This window comes from Labrys sp. Lb11, from assembly GCF_057554225.1.
This window is the reverse complement of the sequence record NZ_BAAJOT010000003.1, coordinates 84341-107057: the sequence shown is the minus strand read 5'-3', so window position 1 is coordinate 107057 and position 22717 is coordinate 84341. Positions and strand designations below refer to the sequence as shown.

The 22717-nt window shown below is 68.3% G+C and carries 22 protein-coding genes; 9 read left to right on the top strand and 13 right to left on the bottom strand.

Going from position 1 to position 22717, the window contains the following annotated elements; translation table 11 throughout:
* The first annotated feature begins 155 nt into the window (after positions 1-155).
* Positions 156-1154, top strand: coding sequence for an ArsR/SmtB family transcription factor (locus tag AC27L4_RS10320; protein WP_487142035.1), 999 nt, complete (start codon positions 156-158; stop codon positions 1152-1154).
* Entirely contained in the window at positions 1154-2047 is an 894-nt protein-coding gene (gene metF, locus AC27L4_RS10315; RefSeq protein WP_487142034.1) for a methylenetetrahydrofolate reductase [NAD(P)H], read from the top strand. The genes AC27L4_RS10320 and metF overlap by 1 nt, the downstream gene beginning before the upstream one ends.
* Positions 2048-2186: 139 nt before the next feature.
* On the opposite strand, the gene AC27L4_RS10310 is transcribed toward metF, so the two are convergent.
* From AC27L4_RS10310 to glnH, 5 genes are all read right to left on the bottom strand, one after another.
* Entirely contained in the window at positions 2187-3110 is a 924-nt protein-coding gene (locus tag AC27L4_RS10310; protein WP_487142033.1) for a MurR/RpiR family transcriptional regulator, read from the bottom strand.
* Between the two features lie 13 nt (positions 3111-3123).
* On the bottom strand, positions 3124-4170 hold the full coding sequence (locus tag AC27L4_RS10305) for a C45 family autoproteolytic acyltransferase/hydrolase (protein ID WP_487142032.1): 1047 nt from the start codon (positions 4168-4170) through the stop codon (positions 3124-3126).
* Positions 4160-4888 (bottom strand): glutamine ABC transporter ATP-binding protein GlnQ, encoded by a 729-nt coding sequence (glnQ, locus tag AC27L4_RS10300; protein ID WP_487142031.1) that lies wholly within the window; start codon positions 4886-4888, stop codon positions 4160-4162. Before glnQ ends, AC27L4_RS10305 begins: the two co-directional genes overlap by 11 nt.
* Entirely contained in the window at positions 4885-5541 is a 657-nt protein-coding gene (gene glnP, locus AC27L4_RS10295) for a glutamine ABC transporter permease GlnP (RefSeq protein WP_487142030.1), read from the bottom strand. Before glnP ends, glnQ begins: the two co-directional genes overlap by 4 nt.
* A 61-nt stretch (positions 5542-5602) precedes the next feature.
* A complete protein-coding gene (gene glnH, locus AC27L4_RS10290; RefSeq protein WP_487142029.1) occupies positions 5603-6349 on the bottom strand; it encodes a glutamine ABC transporter substrate-binding protein GlnH in 747 nt (248 codons plus the stop codon).
* Between the two features lie 459 nt (positions 6350-6808).
* Between glnH and cax the strand changes: the two genes are divergently transcribed.
* Both cax and AC27L4_RS10280 read left to right on the top strand, forming a co-directional pair.
* Entirely contained in the window at positions 6809-7930 is a 1122-nt protein-coding gene (gene cax, locus AC27L4_RS10285; RefSeq protein ID WP_487142028.1) for a calcium/proton exchanger, read from the top strand.
* A 391-nt stretch (positions 7931-8321) separates the two neighbouring features.
* Positions 8322-8654, top strand: coding sequence for a hypothetical protein (locus AC27L4_RS10280; protein WP_487142027.1), 333 nt, complete (start codon positions 8322-8324; stop codon positions 8652-8654).
* A 1245-nt stretch (positions 8655-9899) separates the two neighbouring features.
* On the opposite strand, the gene AC27L4_RS10275 is transcribed toward AC27L4_RS10280, so the two are convergent.
* Both AC27L4_RS10275 and AC27L4_RS10270 read right to left on the bottom strand, forming a co-directional pair.
* Entirely contained in the window at positions 9900-11054 is a 1155-nt protein-coding gene (locus AC27L4_RS10275) for an IS4 family transposase (protein ID WP_487142026.1), read from the bottom strand.
* A 75-nt stretch (positions 11055-11129) separates the two neighbouring features.
* Positions 11130-12242, bottom strand: coding sequence for an IS110 family RNA-guided transposase (locus tag AC27L4_RS10270; RefSeq protein WP_487142025.1), 1113 nt, complete (start codon positions 12240-12242; stop codon positions 11130-11132).
* 313 nt (positions 12243-12555) lie between these two features.
* Here AC27L4_RS10270 and AC27L4_RS10265 point away from each other — a divergent pair, with 313 nt between their 5' ends.
* Positions 12556-13200: a glutathione S-transferase family protein gene (locus AC27L4_RS10265; protein WP_487142024.1), complete on the top strand. Its 645-nt coding sequence runs from the start codon at positions 12556-12558 to the stop codon at positions 13198-13200.
* A 41-nt stretch (positions 13201-13241) separates the two neighbouring features.
* Here AC27L4_RS10265 and AC27L4_RS10260 read toward each other — a convergent pair whose 3' ends face one another.
* Complete coding sequence (locus tag AC27L4_RS10260; RefSeq protein WP_487142023.1) at positions 13242-14576, bottom strand: aspartate aminotransferase family protein; 1335 nt, start codon at positions 14574-14576, stop codon at positions 13242-13244.
* Positions 14573-15463: a MurR/RpiR family transcriptional regulator gene (locus AC27L4_RS10255; protein ID WP_487142022.1), complete on the bottom strand. Its 891-nt coding sequence runs from the start codon at positions 15461-15463 to the stop codon at positions 14573-14575. The genes AC27L4_RS10260 and AC27L4_RS10255 overlap by 4 nt, the downstream gene beginning before the upstream one ends.
* An 82-nt stretch (positions 15464-15545) precedes the next feature.
* Here AC27L4_RS10255 and AC27L4_RS10250 point away from each other — a divergent pair, with 82 nt between their 5' ends.
* Positions 15546-16379 (top strand): beta-keto acid cleavage family enzyme, encoded by an 834-nt coding sequence (locus tag AC27L4_RS10250; protein WP_487142021.1) that lies wholly within the window; start codon positions 15546-15548, stop codon positions 16377-16379.
* Positions 16380-16388: 9 nt separating this feature from the next.
* Here the strand turns inward: AC27L4_RS10250 and AC27L4_RS10245 are convergent, their stop codons facing one another.
* Both AC27L4_RS10245 and AC27L4_RS10240 read right to left on the bottom strand, forming a co-directional pair.
* On the bottom strand, positions 16389-17288 hold the full coding sequence (locus AC27L4_RS10245) for a DMT family transporter (protein ID WP_487142020.1): 900 nt from the start codon (positions 17286-17288) through the stop codon (positions 16389-16391).
* Positions 17285-17734, bottom strand: coding sequence for a YqfO family protein (locus tag AC27L4_RS10240; RefSeq protein WP_487142019.1), 450 nt, complete (start codon positions 17732-17734; stop codon positions 17285-17287). The genes AC27L4_RS10245 and AC27L4_RS10240 overlap by 4 nt, the downstream gene beginning before the upstream one ends.
* Before the next feature lie 187 nt (positions 17735-17921).
* On the opposite strand from AC27L4_RS10240, the gene AC27L4_RS10235 reads away from it, so the two are divergent.
* Entirely contained in the window at positions 17922-18656 is a 735-nt protein-coding gene (locus tag AC27L4_RS10235) for a helix-turn-helix transcriptional regulator (RefSeq protein WP_487142018.1), read from the top strand.
* Here the strand turns inward: AC27L4_RS10235 and AC27L4_RS10230 are convergent.
* The gene (locus tag AC27L4_RS10230) at positions 18653-19168 is read right to left on the bottom strand and encodes a hypothetical protein (protein ID WP_487142017.1); all 516 of its coding nucleotides are present in this window, start codon (positions 19166-19168) and stop codon (positions 18653-18655) included. The genes AC27L4_RS10235 and AC27L4_RS10230 overlap by 4 nt on opposite strands.
* 47 nt (positions 19169-19215) lie before the next feature.
* Positions 19216-19947, bottom strand: a complete 732-nt coding sequence (locus AC27L4_RS10225) for a B3/B4 domain-containing protein (RefSeq protein WP_487142016.1) — start codon at positions 19945-19947, stop codon at positions 19216-19218.
* 487 nt (positions 19948-20434) lie between these two features.
* Here AC27L4_RS10225 and AC27L4_RS10220 point away from each other — a divergent pair, with 487 nt between their 5' ends.
* Complete coding sequence (locus AC27L4_RS10220; RefSeq protein WP_487142015.1) at positions 20435-21595, top strand: FtsW/RodA/SpoVE family cell cycle protein; 1161 nt, start codon at positions 20435-20437, stop codon at positions 21593-21595.
* A gap of 11 nt (positions 21596-21606) precedes the next feature.
* A complete protein-coding gene (gene murG / locus AC27L4_RS10215) occupies positions 21607-22713 on the top strand; it encodes an undecaprenyldiphospho-muramoylpentapeptide beta-N-acetylglucosaminyltransferase (RefSeq protein WP_487142915.1) in 1107 nt (368 codons plus the stop codon).
* Positions 22714-22717: the final 4 nt, after the last annotated feature.

The window sequence follows — 22717 nt, the reverse complement described above, 5'->3', positions numbered from 1 at the left end:
ACGCTGGCGACTGGAGTGAGCGCGATCGGTGGGAGGACGGTTTGCGGCCGAAGGAATTGGCGTACAGCCCGAAGAAGGCTATGCGACAAAACCCTTGCATCTATCCAGAACTCGCATAAACATATCTTTATGTGTGAACATCAAGGGGTGCGTGCATGCGCGACGTGGCGCCTTTCGATACCGTGCTCGGCGTGCTCAAGGCCGCGGGTGAGCCGACGCGCCTGCGCCTGCTGGCGATCCTGGCGGAGGGGGAACTGAACGTGTCCGACCTGACCGAGATCCTCGGCCAGTCGCAGCCGCGCATCTCCCGCCATCTCAAGCTGCTGATGGAAGCCGGGCTGGTGGAACGCATCCGCGAGGGGGCCTGGGCGTTCTTCCGCCTGGCCGAGGGCTCGCTCAAGGCTGACATCCTCGCCTCGATCCTCGACCGGCTCGACCGCAGCGACCGGGATCTGGCCCGCGACCGGACGCGGCTGGTCGAGGTGCGCCGGGCCCGCGCCGCCGAGGCGGCGGACTATTTCCGCAAGCACGCCGAGGACTGGGACCAGATCCGCGCCCTGCACGCGCCCGACGAGGCGGTCGAGGCGGCCCTGCGCGAGGTGATCGGCGACAGGCCGATCCAGTCCCTGCTCGACATCGGCACCGGCACCGGGCGGATGCTCGAACTGTTCGCGCCGCTGGCGGCGCGGGCCGTCGGCATCGACGCCAGCGCCGAGATGCTGAGCGTCGCGCGCGCCAATCTGGAGCGGGCCGGCGTCCGCAACGCCGTGGTGCGCCAGGGCGATCTCTTCGCCCTCTCGGTCGAGCCGGGCGCCTACGACCTGGTGATCATCCACCAGGTGCTGCATTATCTCGACGATGGCGGGCGGGCCCTGCGCGAGGCGGCGCGGGCGCTGCGGCCGGGCGGGCGGCTGGTGATCGTCGATTTCGCCCCGCACGATCTGGAGTTCCTACGCGAGGACTTCGCCCATCGCCGCCTGGGCTTCCCGCAGGAGACCATCGACCACTGGCTGGAGGCGGCGCGGCTGCAGCCGCAGCTCTACCGCACCGTCGTGGCGGATGGCGGGGCCTCGCGGCTCACCGTGTCGATCTGGGTGGGGCGCGACCCGCGCCTGCAGTCCGACGTGCTGCCGCTGGGCAGGGAGGTTGCGTGATGGCCGGCCATGCCTTGCCTTCGAGCGGCGGCATCCGCGTCTCCTTCGAGTTCTTCCCGCCGAAGAACGACGAGGCCGAGGCGGCGCTGTGGGACGCGGTCTACCGGCTGGCGCCGCTCGGGCCGGAGTTCGTCTCCGTCACCTACGGCGCCGGCGGCTCGACGCGCGAGCGCACCCACGGCACGGTGGCGCGCATGGTGCGCGAGACCGAGCTGAGGCCGGCGGCGCACCTGACCTGCGTCAGCGCCACCAGGAGCCAGGTCGACGAAGTCATCCGCGGCTATCACGAGGCGGGCGTGCGCCATATCGTGGCGCTACGCGGCGACCCGCAGGGCGGCGTCGGCCAGCGCTACGAGCCGACGCCGGGCGGCTATGCCCATTCCGCCGACCTCGTCGCCGGCATCCGCGCCATCGGCGATTTCGAGGTCTCGGTCTCGGCCTATCCGGAAAAGCACCCGGAGAGCCCCTCGCTCGACTTCGACATCGACATCCTCAAGCGCAAGGTCGACGCCGGCGCGGGCCGGGCGATCACCCAGTTCTTCTTCGAGAACGAGCATTACCTGCGCTACGTCGACCGGGTGCGCGAGGCGGGCATCGACATCCCGATCGTGCCGGGCATCGTGCCGGTGCAGAACTTCAAGCAGGTGCGCAGCTTCGCCGAGCGCTGCGGCACCGCGGTGCCGCGCCGCCTGGCCGACCGCTTCGAGGGCCTCGACGACGACGTGGCGACGCGCAAGCTCGTGGCGGCGGCGGTGGCGGCCGAGCAGGTGTTCGACCTGGTCGACCGCGGCGTCACCGACTTTCACTTCTACACCATGAACAAGGCGGACCTGGTCTACGCCATCTGCCATCTCCTCGGCCTCAGACCGAAGGTGGAGAAGGCCGCCGCCTGAGGGCGGATATGCGCCGCAGGCCGGCGGTCGTGAAAGAAGAGGCGTAGAACCCCCCTCCCGGCGGAGAGCGGGGCCTTGCGCCGCCATCGACCGCTGACCGCGCCGGTGCCGCAGAACCGCGATCTGCGCGGCGTCGGGCTCAGATCTCGACGGCCATGTCGGCGATCAGCCGCTCGCGCTCGGCCATGGCCAGGGCGGCCTTCTCGCCCAGCTCGCGGGCGACGAGGTTGAGCAGGCCCTCGCAGAACACGACATAGGCGCCCATGCTGTTGGAGTAGAAGCTGCTCGCATGCGGCACGAAGAAGGCGTAGCGGGACGGGCCGGCAAGCGGGGAGGAGCGGGTGTCGGTGACGGCGATCACGTCGAGGCCGTTGCGCCCGGCGACCTCGGCGACGCGGGCGACGCTGCGCGTGTAGGGCGCGCAGCTGGCGACCACGATCGCATCGCCCGGGGAGAGCTGGGAGATCGCCTCGGCGACGCCGAGGCGCGGCGCGTCGAGCAGGCCGACATCGCTGCGCAGCATGCCGAGGCCATAGGTCAGGAAGCTCGCCAGCGCGTGGAACTGGCGCACGCCGTGGAGGCGGACGCGCGGCGCGATCGCCAGGAGGCGCGCGGCGCCGCGCAGCGCCTCAGGGTCGAGCTGGGCGATGCAGCCCTCGACATTGGCGGCGGTCTCGCGGGCCAGCCGTTCGAACACGCCCGTATCCGCCTGCGAGCCGGAGCGGGTGCGGAGCAGGCGGCCGACTTGGCGGCTGTAGAAATAGCGCCGGTCGTCGGCGATGGTCTCGCGGAACACCCCCTGGAAGTCGCTGAACCCGGCATAACCCAGGCGCTTGGCCAGCCGCGTCAGGGTCGAGGCGTTGACGCCGAGCAGGCCGGCGAGCTCGGAGATCGAGCGCACCGCCGCCTGCTCGGGCATGTCGACCAGCCGGGCCAGCACGTCATGGGCCTTGGCGCCGAGCGAGACGGCGGCGTCCTCGCGGCCGATCCGCAGCGCGAGGTCACGCAGCGCCTCGATCGTGCGGGGGACGGCGTCGCCGGAAAGGCTGGCTTCGGTTTCCATCGGCGCGGCTCCCTCACCCGGCCGTCACCACTCCCTCACGACCATGGAAGCATGCGGGTCCGCCGGCCCTGTCATAGACGCTCCAGTCTAGCCCGTCGCCGTCGAGAAGGAAAACAGCGGTCGCCAGCGTGTTCTCGTCGTCCGGATCCGCCGGATCGTCGCGGCGGATCGGCAGGCCCGGCCCGGCCCGGTCGCGCAGCACCGCCAGCGGATCGCGCCCGGCGGTGCCGTCCGCCGCCAGCGCGTCGCCCCGGCGCTGGCGGGCGGCGGAGGAGGCGGTGACGAGCTGCGGGATGCCCACGGTGCCGGCATGGACGAGGTGGTTGGCGTGGACGCTCGGCGCGGCGACCTCGACGACCGAGCAGGCCGCATGCGCGAACTCGACGCTGAGGAGGCGCGGGTCGCCGGCCTGCGCCAGGGTCAGGTGGAAGGCGCCGGCCCGGTCGGCGCCGCCCAGCAGCGCCAGGGCGGCGTCGAGGCTGGCGCAATCGAGCACGGCCCGCGTCAGCACCATGCGCGGCAGGCCGTCGCCAGCCTCGCGGGCGCGGATGTTGTTGACCGTCTGAACCAGGCCGGAATCCGTGGCGGCGAAGGTGTGCCCCGGCAGCGAGCCGGGATAGACGAAGGACGTGAAGGCCCGTCCGCCGGCCGGGACGACGCGGGCCAGGGCGCAATGGCCGCGGAACCCGGGATCGCCGTCCTCGTTGTGGGCGATGACGCGCCGTGTGCCCGGCACCTGCACGGTGGTGCAGCCGTCCGGCGCCATGGCCGAGATGTCGCCGCGGCAGTTCCAGGCGAACACATCGGCAAAGGGCAGGCCGAGGCCCTCGGCCAGGCCCTGCAGCTCGGCATAGGGGCCGGGGAAGCGCTCGGCGACCAGATCGGCCATGCGTCGGACTCGGGGCTCGGCGCGGCGGGCGACGATGCCGGCCCAGGCCTGCGTCTTCGTGAGGTGGTCGTGGACCGCGGCCGCGCCGAAGCGGCCGAGCTGCACGCCGATCTCGCGCGGCGTGCCGGCGGCGTGGAGGAGGGCGAGGCTCGGCCCGGACTCAATGGACATGCTGGAGGAACTCCCGGAGGCGGGGATTGTCGGAGCCTTCGAGCAGCGCCGCCGGCGGTCCGTCGACGGCGATCTTGCCCTTCTCCATGAAGATCAGCCGGGTGCCGACCTTGCGGGCGAAGGCCATCTCATGGGTGACGACGATCATGGTCATGCCGTCCTCGGCCAGGGCCTGCATGACCCGGAGCACCTCGTGGCGCAGCTCCGGGTCGAGCGCCGAGGTCGGCTCGTCGAACAGCATGAGCTTTGGCTTGACCGCGAGCGCGCGGGCGATCGCCACGCGCTGCTGCTGGCCGCCGGACAATTCGCCGGGATAGTGGCCGGCGCGCTCGGCCAGGCCCACCTTGGCGAGCAGGGACTGCGCCAGTTCCTCGGCCTCGCGCCGCGGCGTGCCGCGCACCCGGCGCGGGCCGAAGGCGACGTTCTGCAGCGCCGTCATCTGCGGAAACAGGTTGAACTGCTGGAAGACCATGCCGGCTTCCTGGCGGATCAGGCGCACCTTGCGGGCGCCGCCGAGCACGCTGACGCCGTCGACGACGAGGTCGCCGCCGTCGATCGCCTCCAGGGCGTTGATGCAGCGCAGCAGCGTCGACTTGCCCGAGCCGGACGGCCCGATCAGCACGACCTTCTCGCCGGGAGCGATCTTCAGGTCGACCTCGTCGAGAATGGTCAGCGGGCCGAAGCGCTTGGTGACCTTGCGGAATTCCACGATGCTCATAGGATGCGCATCCTCTTCTCGGTCATGCGCAGGGCCAGCGTCAGCGCGCCGGTCATGATGAGGTAGAGCAGCGCCACCGCCGTCCAGATTTCCACGGCACGGAAGTTGGACGCCATGATCTCCTGGCCCTGGCGCGTCAGCTCGCCGACGCCGATGACGATGAACAGCGAGGTGTCCTTCAGGCTGACGATGAACTGGTTGCCGAGCGGCGGGATCATGCGGCGGAAGGCGAGGGGGCCGATGACATAGGCGAGCACCTTCCAGAACGGCAGGCCGAGGGCGAGGCCCGCTTCCTTCAGGCCGCGATGCACCGAGAGCAGGGCGCCGCGCACGATCTCGGCGATGTAGGCGCCGGCATTGATGACGATGGCGAGGATCGCCGCGGCCAGCGGATTGATGCGGATGTCGGCGAGCAGCGGCAAGGCGAAGTAGATGAACATCACCTGCACGATGATCGGCGTGCCGCGGATCAGCTCGATATAGGCGAGGGCCAGGGCGTTGAGCACCTTGTTGCCATAGGCGCGCATCAGGCCGGCGCCGACGCCGATCACCAGGCCGCCGACGAGGCCGGCCAGGGCGATCAGCACGGTGAGGCGGGCGCCCTTCAGCAGTTCCGGCAGGGCCTGCCAGATCACGGACCAGTCGAATTCCATCGGGACGACTCCCTGGCGGAGAGCGCGCCGGCGCGGCCGGCGCGCGGTCGGGCGGCGGGGATCAGCTCTTCGGTGGCTCGGTGCCGAACCACTTCTTGTAGATCGCCGTGTAGGTGCCGTCCGCCTTCAGCTTGGCCAGCGAGGCGTTGGCCTTGGCGACGAGGTCGCTGCCCTTGGGAAAGGCGATGCCGTATTGCTGGGCCATCATCTGCTGGCCGACCGGCTTCACTTTCCCCTGGCCGTTCATCTTGATGTAGTAGAGCACGTTCGGCGTGTCGTGCATGGCGGCGTCGGTGCGCCCGGTCATGACCTCGAGATAGGCGTTGTCGCTGTTGGGGAACTGCCGAAGCTCGGTGTCCTTGAAGTTCGCCTTGGCGTAGTCGGCGGCCGAGGTGCCGGTCTTGATGGCCAGCGTCTTGCCGGCGAGGTCCTCGGCGCCCTTGATCGGGCTGTCGACCGGCACCATCAGGAGGAAGCCGCTGTCGTAGTAGCCGTCGGAGAAGTCGATGACCTTCTTGCGCTCCTCCTTGATGGTGATGCCGGCGAGCCCGACATCGACCTGCTTGGTCTGCAGCGCCGGGATGATGCCGTTGAAGTCCATCGGCTGCAGCGTGTAGGTGACGCCCATGTCCTTGGCGAGGGCGTCCCACAGGTCGATGTCGAAGCCGACATACTTGTCGCCCTCCTTGAACTCGAACGGCACGAAGGCGGTGTCGGTCGCCACCACCAGGTCCTTGGCGGCGGCCGGCTGGGCCAGCAGCATGGCGGCTGCGAGCGCGGCGCCGGCGATCTTCCCGAATGCGAGCATGACGGCTGTTCTCCCCTGATGCGAGGCAGCTTCGATCGTTGTCGGCGCCTCATGTGCAAATTTACGATGCTTTTATTGTTTTGTCGCATTCAAAATTTGCGCAATGATGGCGAGATGTGTGCACAAAAAATTTGCATGCGGTCGGTCGATGCAGGGCGGCTTGGCAATCCCTAAAGGAAGAGAAGGCTCTCCCGGCTGGGGGCGGCGGCAGGGAATTTCGGGGGCAGCTTATTCACTCGTGACCAGGGCCCCGCGCTGGCGCGCGCCGTCGCCGCCTCCACGCCCTCGACCCGAGCGGGGAATCCAAATCGCGATTCAAGTAAAGCTTCATCGCAATCTGATCTCATTTCCATCGACCCGCCCACAAGTGCCGTCGTCGCCTGCTCCAATAGCTTTCTTGATCGCGTCGTCTCATGGTATAAATACGGGTTGATACCTTGGCGATGAGGTCGCGGTCCCATGGCGCCGGCGTCTCATTCAGGCACGGGCAGACTGGCGGAGCCTCTGATCCGAACCATTCGCCGCAGCCCGGTGCTCTGGCCGCTGGTTCTCGTGCCCCTCCCGCTGATAGGCCGATCGGTCTTTCCCCAGTCGCATACGGCGCTATTTGTCTTGTCGGTCATTGCCATCGTGCCGCTCGCGGCGCTTCTCAGCGTGGCAACGGAATCGGTTTCGACGAAACTCGGCGATGCGAAGGGCGGGCTGCTCAACGCGACGCTCGGCAATCTCACCGAACTCGTCATCGCGGTGGCTGCGTTGCGGGCCGGAGAGTATGTGCTTGTGAAGGCGTCCCTGGCGGGAGCCATCGTGACCAATACGCTGTTCATGCTCGGAGGATCCTTTCTTGTCGGCGGACTGAAGCACCACGTCCAGGAGTTCAACCGCGCCAATGCGCGGCTGCAGGTCGGAATGCTGTTCCTGTCGACCTTTGCGATGCTGGTGCCTTCGGTCGTCAGCGAGGGGGAGGCGGCTGGCATGACGCAGAGCCTCAGCCTCAGCCTGGCAGTTCTGCTGATCGTTACCTATTGCCTGGGCCTTGTCTTCACGCTTCGCACGCACCGGACATTTTTCAGCAGCGAGATGCATTCGGAGCCTGCTGAGGAGCATTGGCCGGTCTCTCTCGCACTTGCCACCCTGGCGGTCGCGACCATTCTGGTTGCCTTGGTCAGCGAGGTGTTCGTCGAGTCGGTGGGGGGCGCGGCGCTGAAACTGGGCATGTCGCATGCGTTTGTCGGCTTTGTCGTCGTGGCCCTGGTCGGCGCCGCCGCCGAGATGGCATCCGCGTTCTCCGGAGCGCTCAAAAACCGCCTCGATCTGAGTGTCGGCATCGCCTTCGGAAGTGCCAGTCAGATCGCTCTTTTCGTGGCCCCGGTCCTGGTGCTCGTCAGTTACGTCGTCGGACCGGCCCCCATGAGTCTCCAGTTCTGGCCTGGAGCCATCGTGGTCATGTTCATCGCGACGATGGCAGCATCGCTGACCACGAACAGCGGAAGATCTGCGTGGTTTACCGGCGTGCTCATGATCATGGTCTATCTGGTTTTTGCTATAACGGTCTATGCCTTGCCGTCCAAGGGTGGCTGATCGACCGTCATGCTTTCCGCGCCGTCGGCTGCAGGAATTGCGGGGCAGTCTATTTTTTCGCGATTAGGATAGCGTGTGTGGATAGCCCGCATCGCCAACCTTTAGCGCGCTATCTGCACAGTTCCATTGTTATGCGCCAAAATGGTTTGTTTCGCAGATCGCTCGATCTTCTTGTTACGGTCTCCCGCTTTTTCCTCTCTGATAGACGATAACAATTGGGCCGTTCTTCGGGGTCGCCTTTTTTCTGCGCGGACAGTGTGGGCGCACCTTGCGGATGAAAGTCTTGTCGCCAATCCACTGGAGACGACGGGCCGCAACGGAACCTTAATTCACGAAGGAGAAGTCGCGGCGTGTTACGACAGCCCTCCATCGGGCTCAGGTGAGTGACATTATGAAAGTGATCAGGTTTGCGATTGCCGCCGCGGCGATGGCTCTCGCATCATGTGCTCCACGCGCGAATGAGGATATTCGGCCAATGCTGGTGGCAAATCTCTGCACGGCGGAGGCAAACCTTGCGGGGGTAGTCATGGCGAAACGGCAGGCGGGGGAGCCTCAGTCAGAGATCATGACAGCCGCTACCCGCAATCTCAGGCCGGAGGCGGAGGCGATCGCCAAGAGGATCGTCACGGCCGCTTACGCCTATCCGCGCACAGCCGATGTCACCGGGGCGGTGGACCGCTTCAAGAGAGAGCAAACCGCACAATGCTTCCGCACCACACATTGATGTCGAGGTGGCCTGTTCGGCCTGGCGCGCGCAGGGATTGAGATGAGGGGCGGCAGTGTCGCCTTGGAGGTGGCATTCGTGGTGCGCCGGTGATCCTGACCGGTTTGCTGGCGTGGCCCTTCGGCCGATCTGCTGGGTGCGACGGAAGACGGCGCGGCGGCCAACGCCCTGCGCTCGGGCGGGGCCACCAGGTGTCCGCTCGGCTCGCCAGCCTGGAGGCGGCGACCGTCGCGCTCTGGCTCCGCATCGACGCGGACCGCGATCACGAAATGAGTAAACTATCCCCGTAATAGGTCGCGAAAATCCCCATTGTGCGACGGAGCAGACATCAGATACAAAGTCACCGTTCTAATTGGCGCTTCCGCAAAGGGTGGCATTCAAGCTTATGGCTGTTGCGAGATCTGACGGGCACTGCTTTGATTGTGGAGGGACATTGTCCGCAAGAGCCCAAGACCTGAGTCTTGCTATGCTGTTCGACAACTGTGGCTGGAGCGTGGCCACGACGAATTATGATCATTCCTGATTTGACCACCAGAAGTATACGGTTTTCATTGATCGCAATTCCATCAGCCGCAAGCAAACAATATATCAACTTTCTGTTGAATTGGGTTGTGGAATTTTAGAATCTCGACGTGTCGTGGATAATGATCTGCCTATAGCTGAGGGCGTTACGGCAAAGGAGGTGTATCAGCTACATCGAGTTCTTTCTGCTCACGGCATTCGGATTAGAATGAACCCCGCATTTCGCTGGAGTTTTGACGATCCATCTCTTGAATGGGGCTGCCGTCGTTAAGCCACGGGAAACAGACGGCACGATGTCGCCGCGCGCCGTGGTCTTGGAGTGCATCCCGGGAATGAGGCGGAGAAAGGAGCGATGATTCTCTCATGTCCATTTTCAAGAGGCTTTGGCAAGCAGATCTGTTCCGCGGCAGCGGCCTATTCAGTTTGTCCTGCGCATAGCCGGAGGCGAAGGCTTCGAGACGACGGTTGATCAGACTCTGATGCGCGGGTTGGCTACCGCAAGACCGCGTTTTCGTCTCGGGCCTGCCTCTGTCTCAAGCCGGGCGTCGACCTTTCGATCGGCCACAGAATCACAGCGAGGATTGCCCTACCGTGCCTCCGCCTCCGGCGATGAGCAGATGTTCAACGACGGATTTCGACAGTTCTCCCTCTTTTCGGCAGCCTGTCTTCTTTCAGGCGGCGGTGATGGCGGGATTTGTCGCAATGGCCCCACGGCTGTCCGGTTCATGTTGGGAGTAAGTCCAGATGGAATTGGCGAGGGTCGCTTTTTGGGATGGTGGGCGGCTTGAGCAATTGGTCGATGCTGCGACGGTGCATGATGTTGGCGCGGACGAGCCTGGCGAAGGCGAGTGGGCTGTCGACGATTTTGACGGCGTCGTTGGCGATGCGCAGCAGCAGGTAGGCGATGAGGGCGACGGCGATCTGGATGCGCACGGCGTTCTCCGATTGCCCGATGAAGTGCTTGATGCGGAGGGTCTGCTTGACCCATCGGAAGAAGAGTTCGATGGCCCAGCGGCGCTTGTAGAGGTCGGCGATCTCCTGGGCTGGGGCGTCCAGGTCGTTGGTGAGGATGCGCAGTGTTTTGCCGTCATCGAGAACGACGCCGATCTCGCGCACGGGATCCTGGAAGGGGTTGATGCGCGTCGTCGTCAGGCGTTCGGGCAGGTGGCCGATCCGATCATAGAGCAGGGTCGATCCGGGCGGCAGAGGCTGTTCGGCGACCGGAGCCAGGGGCGTATTCTTCTTGAGCCGGGTGACGATCCGGCAGCCGGCTGCGTTCAGGCGCTCCCACCAACCGTAATGATAATAGCCGAGATCAAAGACATAAGTGGCGCCGGGCTCGATGGGCATGGCGTGCGCGGCCGTGATGTCGTTGACCTTGGCGGGCGTGACTTCAAGGTAGAGCGGCCGGTCGGCGTCCGGGTCGTAGATGATGTGCGCCTTGGCGCCGACGGCGCTGCGGGAGAAGCGTGCCCAGGCCGCAGCAATCCCCGACAGCCGCAGGCTCGTCGAGTCGATCAGGCGCACCACCTCGGCGCTCGACCGACGAAAGCCCCGGCTGGTCTGGGCCGCCATATGGGCGAACAGGCCCGAGAAGACCTCGTGCGTTCTCAGGGCGTTGGCGTCGGCCAAGGTCGAGCGCGACACCTGACGCACGCCCAGGTGATAGAGCCTGCCCGCGTGGCTGGACATCGCCGTTTCGATCTCGCGCAGCGAGGCGGCGCCGGAAAGCTGCGCGTAAAGCAGCGCCACAAACTGACTCTTGGTGCTCAGCCGCCGAACCCGGGCATCCGTTCCCTGTTCATCCACAAGCCGATCGAACACCGACCACGGCACATGCTTCAGAAGCCCGTGCAATACGCTATTGTGGTGACGCATGGCGTTGGCTCCTTCTCGTGTCCAAAACACCGGCAAGTGCTTGGAAACAAGTAGAATCAATGCCATGCAACCTGTCTACCAAAACCAACCGGACAGCCGTGCAATGGCCCAAACAAATGCGGCGAGTTCGCGCGCGATGGCGACGCAGACGACATTGATCGGCTTTCCAGCCTTCGCAAGTCGACGATATCTCGCGCACAGCCGCACCTGCGCCTTCCAGGCGATTTCCTTGACAGACTGCGGCAGGAATTCGTTGCGCTCCAAAATCGCGAGTCCGACGCGCGCCGGTGAGCGATATGTCCAGGCGCCTTCGACGAGCATGCGCCGCCCGCGCGTGTTGCCCGCCTTCGTTATGCCGCCACGCGCCGTCTTGGCGCCGGACGACCGCTCGCTTGGGCACAGCCCGAGATAAGCCATGAGTTGCCTCGGGTTGGAGAAGCGGCGGAAGTCGCCGATTTCGGCGACCAAAGTCATCGCCGAAATCGCGGCGATGCCGCGCAAGGCTTGAATGGCCGCGACGACCTTCGCAAGCGACCAGGAGGGCAGAAGCTCCTGCATCTGCTTGGCCAGCCGGTCGCGTCGCGCCAGCGCCTCCTCCATTGCCTGTACAAGCTCCTCGAATGCGATCTGCCGCGCGGGATGATCAAACCGCTGGCCAGCAAGCCATTTGCGATATTTGCCGCTCCAATGTTTGCCGTCTGAATAGACCCGATCGTGCCGCAGAAGAAAGCCGGTCACCTGTTGGCGTGCTCGCCGCAAGGTCTCCACCGCCGCCTGCCTGGCGCGGCATAGGTCACGCATGGCTTCGTGCGCCTCGTCGGGAACCCAGACCGGTGTCAATTCGCCCGACCGGAACAGCGAGGCCTGGGTCACCGCATCGCGGCGATCCGTCTTCACCCGGTCGCCGGGCCGAGTGGGCACCAGCGACGGCGCCACCACCACGCATTCGTGGCCGAGCGCGACGATCTGCCGATAGAGCCCGTAGCCGCAAGGCCCGGCCTCATAGCAGAACGCCAATTGAGCGTGCTTCTTCGAGAGCCGCTCCACCAGCTTGGCGACCGCCTCCGGACGGCTCGTGATCTCGCCCAGGAACCGTGTTTCGCCTCGCCGCCCACCTTCGGCGATCGCCACCGAAATCGTCCGCTTGTGCGTATCCATCGCCACGAAAGTCGTTGTATTTTGGTCCATGGCCCGTTCCCCATGCATGAGGCTCTGACCGAAAAGCCGGTCAACCCTCGTTGTTGCATGCCGCGGAACGGGCCGCCCAAATGGACATAGCGTCTCAATTGTGGAATTGAGTAACTTCTCGCCGAATTGGTAAACGCTCCTGCCGCTCGATGGAGAGCCGGCCGCTCATAACGATCTGGTTGGGGGCGCCCCCTCCAGGATCGCCATCCCGGCAACATGGGCAAAGCCCGGGCCTCAGTCTAAAGGGGGCCGTCACGTTCGCGCTCGAATCCAGCTATCCTGCTTCATCCCGTACCAGCCGGACCAGGCACCCATGAGCGACGAACTCGTCTTCTACACCAATCCGATGTCCCGCGGGCGTATCGCCCGCTGGATGCTCGAGGAAATCGGCCAGCCCTATCGCACCGAGATCCTGGAGTTCGGCGCCGGCATGAAGTCGCCGGGCTACCTCGCCCTCAATCCGATGGGCAAGGTGCCGGCCGTCGCGCATCGCGGCGTGGTGGTGACCGAGGTCGGCGCGGTCTGCGCCTATCTCGCCGATGCCTTCCCGCAGGCCGGCCTGGCCCCGGCGCCCGGCACGCCCGAGCGCGGCCTCTATTACCGCTGGATGTTCTTCGCGGCCGGTCCTGTCGAGGCCTCCGTCACCAACAAGGCGCTGAACGTCGAGGTTCCCGCCGAACGCAAGGGCATGGTCGGCTATGGCTGCTATGCCGACGTGATGGACGCGCTCGACTATGCCGTCTCCCGGAACGAGTTCATCGCCGGCGACCGGTTCTCGGCGGCCGACGTCTATTTCGGCTCGCAGATCGGCTGGGGCCTGGCCTTCAAGTCCATCGAGGCGCGTCCGGCCTTCGCGCAGTATTGGCAGCGCATCGCCAACCGGCCTGCCGCGATTCGCGCCCGCGAAATCGACGACAAGCTGGTGGAGGAACGCAAGAAGGCGCAGGGGACGCCGTAGGTGGCCCCTGGCAAGGATGGCAGGCGCTCGCCAAGCCCCGATCAGCCGCCGGTCGTCGCGATCGCCGCGTCCACCGCATCGCCGAGGCGCTCGACGATCGCGTCGACATGGTCCGCCTCGACGATGAAGGGCGGGGCGATGAGGACGTGGTCGCCCTGGACGCCGTCGATGGTGCCGCCCATCGGGTAGACCATCAGGCCGCGGGCCATCGCCTCGCGCTTGATGCGGGCGTTGAGCTTCAGGCCGGGATCGAAGGGGGCCTTGGAGCCGCGGTCGGCGACCAGCTCCACGGCCTGGAACAGGCCGCGGCCGCGAATGTCGCCGACATGGTGGTGGTTGGCGAAGCGCTCCGCGAGGCGGCGGCGCATGAGCTCGCCCATGGCCCGGACATTGGCGAGCAGGCCGTCCCGGCGGATCACCTCCTGCACGGCCAGGCCCGCCGCGGCGGCCATCGGATGGCCCATATAGGTGTGGCCATGCTGGAAGGCGCCGGAGCCCTTGGCGAAGGCCTCGAAGATCCGACGGCTCAGCAGCACCGCGCCGATCGGCTGGTAGCCGCCGCCCAGGCCCTTGGCGATGGTCATGAGGTCGGGCGCGACGCCGTCCTGCTCGCAGGCGTGCAGCGTGCCGGTCCGGCCCATGCCGCACATCACCTCGTCGAGGATCAGCAGCACGCCGTGGCGGTCGCAGATGGCGCGGATGCGCTCGAGGTAGTCGGCCACCGGCGGCACGGCGCCGGCGGTGGCGCCGACCACGGTCTCGGCCACGAAGGCCATGACGGTCTCGGGGCCGAGCGCGAGGATGCGCTCCTCCAGCGCCCCGGCGGCGCGGGCCGCATAGGCCTCATCGCTCTCGCCGTCGCCCTGGAAGCGATAGGCGAAGCAGGGGTCGATGTGGTGGGTCTCGATCAGCAGCGGCCGGAACTGCGCCCGGCGCCATTCGTTGCCGCCGGCCGCCAGGGCGCCGAGCGTGTTGCCGTGATAGCTCAGGCGCCGGGCGATGATGTGCCGGCGCTGCGGCTGGCCCGTCTCGACGAAGTACTGGCGCGCCATCTTCAGGGCGGCCTCGACCGCCTCGGAGCCGCCGCTGACGAGATAGACATGGTCGAGGCCGGCCGGCGCGTCCGCCACCAGGCGGTCGGCCAGCGCCTCGGCGACCTCGGTGGTGAAGAAGCCGGTATGGGCGTAGGCGAGGGCGTCGAGCTGGCGGTGCAGGGCGGCCAGCACGTCGGGATGGCCGTGGCCGAGGCAGGACACCGCGGCGCCGCCGGAGGCGTCGATGTAGCGCCTGCCGTCGCGGTCGACGAGCTCGACGCCCTTGCCGCCGACGGCGACGGGCATCGCCGCATTGGCGGCGCGGTGGAGGAGGTGGGTCACGGCGATCTCCGGGCTGGGCGTGGGGTCAGATGGGTGTCGAGGGCGGCGAGGTGCGCGTCGGTGTGGCGCAGCGCCGCCAGGGCGTCCTCGCCGCCGCGGCCGGCGACCAGGGCGCCGAGCACCTCGGCCATGGCGAAGGCCGGCGCCATGGCGTGGAAGAAGGAGGGACTGTCGGTCGGCACGATCACGGCATGGCTGGCGAGCTGCGCCAGCGGCGAGACCTCGCTGTCGGTGACGGCGACCACCGGCAGGCCGCGGCCCGCGGCATAGGCGGCGATGTCGACGGCGAGGCGGGTGTAGGGCCGGACGCTGGCGACGAACAGCACGTCGCCGGCCCTTGCTCCCGCCAGCGCGTCCGTGCCGGTCGCGGCGACGCCGTCGAGATGGATCGAGCGCTCGCCGATCAGCGACAGCACATAGTGCAGGTGCCAGGCGACGGGATGGCTGGAGCGCAGGCCGAGCCCGTAGACCCGCCGCGCCGCCGCCAGGGCCTCGGCGGCGGCGACGACGCGGTCGAGCACCTCCGGCGCGGCGAGGCCCTCGATCTGGCGGCCGATCGAGGCCAGCATCTCCGCCGCCAGGGCCCGGTCGCCCTTCAGCCTCTGGCTGGCGACCTGCCGGCCCGCCTTGCCGGCGAGGCCGAGCCCGCCGTCGCGCACGGCGGCGGCGTAGCGGGCGCGGATGTCCTCGTAGCCCTCCAGGCCGAGATGCTTGGCGAGGCGCGTCATCGTCGCCGGCTGCACGCCGGCCTGGCGCGCCTGCTCGCGCATCGACAGCAGCGCCACGTCGCGCGGCCGGTCGAGCACGTAGCGCGCCGCGGCCTGGAGCTGGGCGGACATGGCGTCGAACGCCTTGACGATCTCCCCGGCGAGAGGGCCCTGATCCATGCCGACGGTCCCGATGGCTGTTGCAACGAATGTTTCAAATAGTATACTAGTGATCCATATGGATCAACAGGGCGGAGAGGCCATGGGCATGGAGACGAGCTTCGGTCCGGTCACGATCGCGGTCGCGCCCAATGGCGGCCGCCGCACCAAGGTCGACCATCCGGCGCTGCCGCTGACCCCGGCGGAGCTGGCGCGCACCGCGGCCGAATGCCTGGAGGCCGGGGCGGCGATGATCCATGCCCATGTCCGCCGGCCGGACGGCAGCCATCTGCTCGACGCCGAGGCCTATGGCGCCGCCATCGCCGCGATCCGCGGCGCCGTGGCCGACCGGCTGGTGATCCAGATCACCAGCGAGGCGCTCGGCCTCTATTCGCCGGCCGAGCAGCGGGCGGTGGTGCGGGCGGTCAGGCCGGAGGCTGTGTCGCTGGCCCTGCGCGAGCTGGTGCCGGACGCCGGCGAGGAGGCGGCCTTCGCCGACCTGCTGCTCTGGGCGAGGCGCGAGCGGGTGGCGCCGCAGATCATCCTCTACAGCGCCGAGGAAGCGGCGCGGCTGGCCGAGCTGCAGCGCCGCGGCCTCGTGCCCTGGGACGACGTCCCCGTGCTCTACGTCCTCGGGCGCTACACCGTCGGCCAGACCTCGGCGCCGGCCGACCTCCTGCCGTTCCTTGCGCCCGGCCAGCCGCGCTTCGGCCATTGGAGCGTCTGCGCCTTCGGCCGGCACGAGGCGGCCTGCGTCGCCGCCGGCGCCCTCCTGGGCGGCCATGCCCGGGTCGGGTTCGAGAACAATCTCATGCTGCCGGACGGCACGACCGCGCGCGACAATGCCGGGCTGGTCGCCGCGGCCGGCAGGGCGATCGAGGCCTGCGGCCTGGCGCTCGGCACCGCGGCCGACCTGCGGGCTGCGACGGCGCGCTGACCCGGCGGCTCAGCTGCCGCCGGCCGGGCCGCGCCGGCTTTCGCAGGCGGTGTGGGCGAGGATGGCGAGGAAGACCACCGTGCCGCCGAGGATGGCCTGGCGCCCCGGCGCTTCGGCGAAGGCGAGCCAGACCCAGAGCGGCGCCAGCGGCGTCTCCAGGGCGCCGATCAGCGCCGTCTGCGCCGCCGGGATGTATCTGGCGCCGATGACGAAGAGGATCAGGCCGAGGCCCATATTGCTGATGCCGAACAGGGCGAGGTTGACGAGATCGACCGGCGCGGCCGAGAGCGGGCTGGCGAAGGGCAGGCTGATCACGGTGCTGAGCAGCGCCGATAGGCAGGCCGCGGGCACCAGCGGCACCGCGCCGCTCGCCCGGCTGATGACGATGATGGCGGCCATCAGCAGCGTCATCGCCAGGGCCAGCGCATCGCCGAGCAGGCTGCCTTCGCCGGCGCCGCCCCACACCGTGATGCCGACGCCGGCAAGGGCGGCGACGCTCGCCAGCATGGTGGCGCGCGACGCGCGCTCGCGCAGCACGACGAAGGCCAGTGCCGCGGCGACGAAGGGGGCGATCGCATAGATGATCGCCACATGCGCCACCGTGGTCAGCTTGAGCGCGGCGAGGAAGGCGGCCATGCCCATGCCGGACAGGGTGACGAACAGGAGGCCCGGCCGGCCGATGGCGGCGAAGGCGCGCAGCGTGTTGCCGCGCTCCTGGACCAGGACGAAGATGAGGCCGGTCAGGGCGCCGAACAGCCCGCGCCAGAACAGGATGGTCCAGGAATCGAGCGGGATCAGGCGGGTGAAGAAGCCGGCGGCGCTCCAGGCGACGGCCGAGAGCGTCACCAGCACCAGGCCGAGGCGGTAGCGCCCGGCGGCGGAGCGGTCGGCCAGGGCGGCGACGCTCATGGCGCCGTCCTCTTCCAGTCGCCGCCCTTGTTCCACCAGCGATTGGGATTGTCCGGATCGCCGCCCTTCGAACGGCTGGCCAGCACTTCCCGGGCGGTGATGACGGGCTCCTGGTAGGAATGGGCGGCGACGATGGCCTCCACGACACGGCCGAGCAGCCGCGCGTCGTGGTCGATCTGGAACGAGACCTCGACCACCCCGGGCCGCCGGCGCTCCGCCTCCTCGCTGCCGGCCATGGCGCCCTCGCGCGGCCGATAATGCTCCAGTCCCGGCGCCGACTGGTAGGCGCAGCGGTCATAGGCGCCCATGGCGAGCGGCGTGACCTCGGCCAGCCGGTCGAGGATGCCGTCGACCTCCTCGGCCGGCGCCTGGAACGTCACCAGCAGGAGCGGTTCGAGCCGGGTCGATGCGGTCTCGAGCCCGGCGGCCGAAGGCTGTACATGCATGGCGGTGTCTCCTCTGCCGGCGTCGGCAGGGGAGACAATGGCAGATCCCTGCTGACATGGTTCTGTCAGCAGTGTCGGGCCCTGCATCACCGGGCGAGGGAGGCCCAGGAGATGCCGAGGCGAGGCTGCTGACACTCCGGTGGCAGCAGGCCTGGGGCAGGGTGGCGATTTGCATGAGGCTGCCGGCATGCGGCGAACGACGCGCCTGTTCGAGATCATCCAGTTGCTGCGCTCCGCCCGCAGGCCGATGACGGCGGATGCCATCGCCGCGACGCTCGAGGTCGCCCGGCGCACCGTCTATCGCGACATCGCCTCGCTGCAGGCGATCTCGGTGCCGATCCATGGCGAGGCCGGCATCGGCTACGTCATGCGCACCGGCTACGACCTGCCGCCGCTCATGCTGTCGGTGGAGGAGGTCGAGGCGCTGGTGGTGGCGCTGAGCCTCTTGGCGCGCACCGGCGACAAGGGCCTCAAGGCCGCCGCCGGCACCATCCAGGCCAAGATCGCCAGCGTGCTGCCGCAGGAGGCCCGGCAGCCGATCGAGACGCCGAGCCTGCACGTCTCGGCCTGGGGCACGCCCGAGCCGGAAGCGATCGATCTCGGCCTGGTGCGCCGGGCGATCCGGCAGGAGCGCAAGCTGGCGATCGCCTATCGCGACGACGGCGGCCGGGCGACCGAGCGCGTCATCCGGCCGATCGCCATGATCTATTATGTCGAGGTCACCAACATCGCCGCCTGGTGCGAGCTGCGGCAGGCCTTCCGCCATTTCCGCGCCGATCGGATCTCCGCCTGCACGCCGCTCGACGACGGCTTTGCCGGCCAGGGCCACCGGCTGCGGACGCAGTGGCTGGCCGAGGAGCGCGCCAGGGCGGACGGCGACGCCGCCCCGGCCGTCCTGGCGGGACGGGGATCGAAACTCTAGCCAAATTCCCCTCGGTTGATCTTGGCAATCCAGTCATCGTCCGGATTGAGCAGGGCCTCTGCGACATCGACATGGCCCTTGGCGACGGCCTGAGCCGCCGCCGCCGATAGAAGCGTCGGCTGATCCCAGGAATCGTTCCGATGGAGGCTCACTGCCTCCCCGAGTTCCGCTATCGCAAGATGATAGGCGTCCGCCAAGTCCCCAGGAATTTTCGGTCCATGTCCCGTCATTCGGGCCACTTCGATGGCTGCCGGAAGCTGAAAGAATGAAAAATCTATGGGTGATGCCGTTTCGCTTGCGATCCGCACGACGTGCGGGACAGCGGCATAAGAGGCCGAATAGACATCACCTTGGTGGCACAAGCTCGACCACAGGCTGTACCATGGTTCGTCCTGGTCGTCGGTTTTTGGTTCCGGGGAGGCTGCCAGCATCCGCAGCAACTGCGGAGTGTCCGTCGCGGGACCGTAAGCATGCCTCAACTTGCCCCAGCGCGGATCATCGAGAGAGAGCATCTGGCCAATTCACCCAAATCTTCACGAGCTCGCCCCTCAGCTCCATTTCATGAGGCCGCAATCCCGGCGCCGATCTCGACCACCGGGCGGTCGCGGTCGGCGACGGCCTGGACGACCCGGCCGCCGCAATGGACCTCGACCAGCCCGGCGAGGTCCGCCGCGGCCTCCTCCACCGCGCCCCAGCCGTTCGACTGGATCGTCACCAGCGCGCGCCGCGTCTGCGGCCCGATGGCCGAGCGCATGTCCTGGCGCCAGTTCCAGCGCCGGCACAGCACGTGGCGCGTGTCGGCCAGCACCACCTCGCCGGGCTTGGGCGGATCGTCCGGATCGTCGCCGGCCTCGGCGCCCATATCGAGGAAGCTGTCGCCGGCCCGGCTGAAGCGGAAAGCGACCGGCGGGGCGATGCGGTCGAGGTCGTCGGCGCCGACGCAGAACACGTGGTGCAGCGAGACGGCGTTGTAGGCGTCGACGAAGGCGTTGACCGCCGGCAGCCGGTCGCCCGCCAGCACGCGCTTGACCAGCCGCTCCACCGAGGAGCGGTAGCTGGTCTTCTTGATGCCGAAGCCCTTGTAGGCTGCGCGCCAGGCCGCCACGCCCGGAATGGCGGAAAGCTCCAGCCCGGCGTGGCGCCGGCGGCACGCCTCCTCGCGCCGGGCGACCTCGGCCTCGAGCGCTTCCGGGCGGACGGACGGCACCGCCAGCCCCTCGGCCACCAGCACCGCCACGCGGAAGTCCGGGAAGCGCTCGACGAGGTCGGCGATGGTCAGGGTGACGGACATGGCGCAGAATCCTGAAGTGGCACGGGAGGAGGATATGGCATGATCCGCAGGTCTGTCATGCGAGGGGCCGGCGATGTCCAGGGCGGTCCAGGTCCGGGAAGGGCGGGCGATGGGCGGACGGGCCGTGCTGCCCGCTGGGCTGCGGCATGGGCTCGGCATCCGCAACGGCGATGCCCTGTTCTTCCGCCGCGACGGCGAGCGGGTGTTCGTCGAGACCCGTCTGCAATCGGTGCGCCGGGCTCAGGCGCCGGTTCGGAAGATGGCGACAACGCCTTTCAGGACCGGGGATTTCCCGGCCGATCGCCGGCGCGGACGCGGAGGGGAGGGGAGGGCCGATGGTCGAGATGGTGCAGCAGCAAGCCCTTGGAGGGGCGTCGGCGAGGGGGGCGGTCGCGCGGCAGGCCGGCCGTGGCCGGGGCTTAACCCTTCCTAAACCCTAACGGAGTCACCACTAGGCCGATCCAATTCTATCGCCGGAAGCTCCCGCATGGCCTCGCGCGCCGAACGATCGGCCTTCAATGAATGGTGGTGGACGGTCGACCGGCTGTTGCTGGTGGCGCTGCTGGCGCTGATGTTCATCGGCGTGGTTCTGCTGATGGCGGCCAGCCCCGCCGTGGCCGAGCGCATCGGCATCCGCGACATCTTCCACTTCGTCAACCGCCAGGCCCTGTTCATCCCGCCGGCCATCGCCGTGATGATCGGTGTGTCCTTCCTGTCGCCGCAGGCGATCCGGCGCGTCTCGCTCGGCGTGTTCCTGATCGCCATCGCCCTGGTGCTGGCGACGCTGCTGTTCGGCGCCGAGGTCAAGGGCTCGCGGCGCTGGATCTTCGGCATCCAGCCCTCCGAGTTCCTCAAGCCGGCCTTCGTCGTCCTCGCGGCCTGGCTGTTCTCCGAAAGCGTCAAGCGCCGCGACGTGCCGGGCAACATCCTGGCGATCCTGCTGCTGGCCTCCTCCGCCGGCCTGCTGATCCTGCAGCCGGACTTCGGCCAGACCATGCTGATCTCGATCGTCTGGTGCGCCCTGTTCTTCATGGCCGGCCTGCACTGGTTCTGGGTGCTGGGCCTGGGCGGGGCCGGCGTCACCGGCATCTTCGCCGCCTATTTCCTGATCCCGCACGTCACCGCCCGCATCAACAAGTTCCTCAACCCGGACGGCACCGACAACTTCCAGGTGGAGACGGCGATGGAGGCGTTCCAGAGCGGCGGCTGGCTCGGCAAGGGACCAGGCGAGGGCACGGTGAAGCGCATCCTGCCCGACAGCCATACCGACTTCATCGGCGCGGTCACGGCCGAGGAGTTCGGCATCCTGTTCTGCATGGCGCTGGTGGCGCTGTTCGCCTTCGTGGTGTTGCGCGGCCTCTGGCACGCCTACAAGCTGGAAGACCCGTTCTGCCGCTTCGCCACCGCCGGGCTGACGCTGCTGTTCGGCCTGCAATCCTCCATCAACCTGATGGTCAACCTGCACATGATGCCGGCCAAGGGCATGACGCTGCCCTTCATCTCCTATGGCGGCTCCTCGTTGATCGCCGTCGCCTATGCCATGGGCATGGTGCTGGCCCTGACGCGGCGCCGGCCCCGCTCGGACGTGCTGGCGCAGACCTGGCGCTTCCGCGACCGCGAGGACGGCCTGTCGGCGGAGGCAGCGTGAACGGACAGAAGATGGTTCTGCTCTGCGCGGGCGGCACCGGCGGGCACCTGTTCCCGGCCGAGGCCCTCGCCGGGGCGCTGGCGCGGCACGGCTATGCCGTGGAACTGGCAACCGACGAGCGCGGCGCGCCCTACACCGGCTCCTTCCCGGCGCGGAAAATCCATGCCATTCCGGCCGAGACGGTGCGCTCGCGCTCGCCGCTGGCCATGGCCAACACGCTGTGGAAGCTCGGCACCGGCGCCCTGGCGGCCTGGCGGATGCTGGGCGCGAGCCGGCCGGCCGTGGTCGTCGGCTTCGGCGGCTATCCCACCGTGCCGCCGCTGCTCGCCGCGACCTGGCGGGGCATCCCGACGCTGATCCACGAGCAGAATGCCGTGATGGGCCGGGCCAACCGCATGCTCGCCGGCCGCGTCACCCGCATCGCCACCGGCTTTCCCGACGTGGCCATGGTCGAGGCGGCGGCGCGGGCCAAGCTGGTGCACACCGGCAATCCCGTGCGGGCCGCCGTGATCGCGGCGGCGCAGCAGCCCTATGCCGCGCCGGGCGAGCGCATCGATCTCCTGGTGTTCGGCGGCAGCCAGGGCGCGCGGGTGATGTCGGACGTCGTCCCCGAGGCCGTCGGCCGGCTCGAGGCCGGCCTGCGCTCGCGCCTGTCGATGGTGCAGCAGGCGCGCGAGGAGGATCTGGAGCGGGTGCGCCAGGCCTATGCCCGGCTCGGCGTCCACGCCGAGGTCGAGCCCTTCTTCAAGGATTTGCCGGCGCGCATGGCGGCGGCGCATCTGGTGATCGCCCGCGGCGGCGCCTCGACCGTGGCGGAACTGGCGGCGATCGGCCGCCCCGCCATCCTGGTGCCGCTGCCCGGCGCGCTCGACCAGGACCAGGCGGCCAATGCCCGCGCCCTGGCGGCGACCGGCGGGGCCCGGCTGATGATGCAGCCGCAGTTCACCCCGGACGCCCTGGCGGCGGACCTGGCGCAGCTGCTCGGCGATCCGGCCGGGCTGGCCGCCGCGGCCGCGGCGGCGCGCAGCGCCGGTTCCGCCGATGCGGCCGAGACGCTGGCGGATCTGGTGGTCAAGCTTGCCCGGGGACCTGCGCCGGCGGGCCGCGGCGCGGCATAGTTCC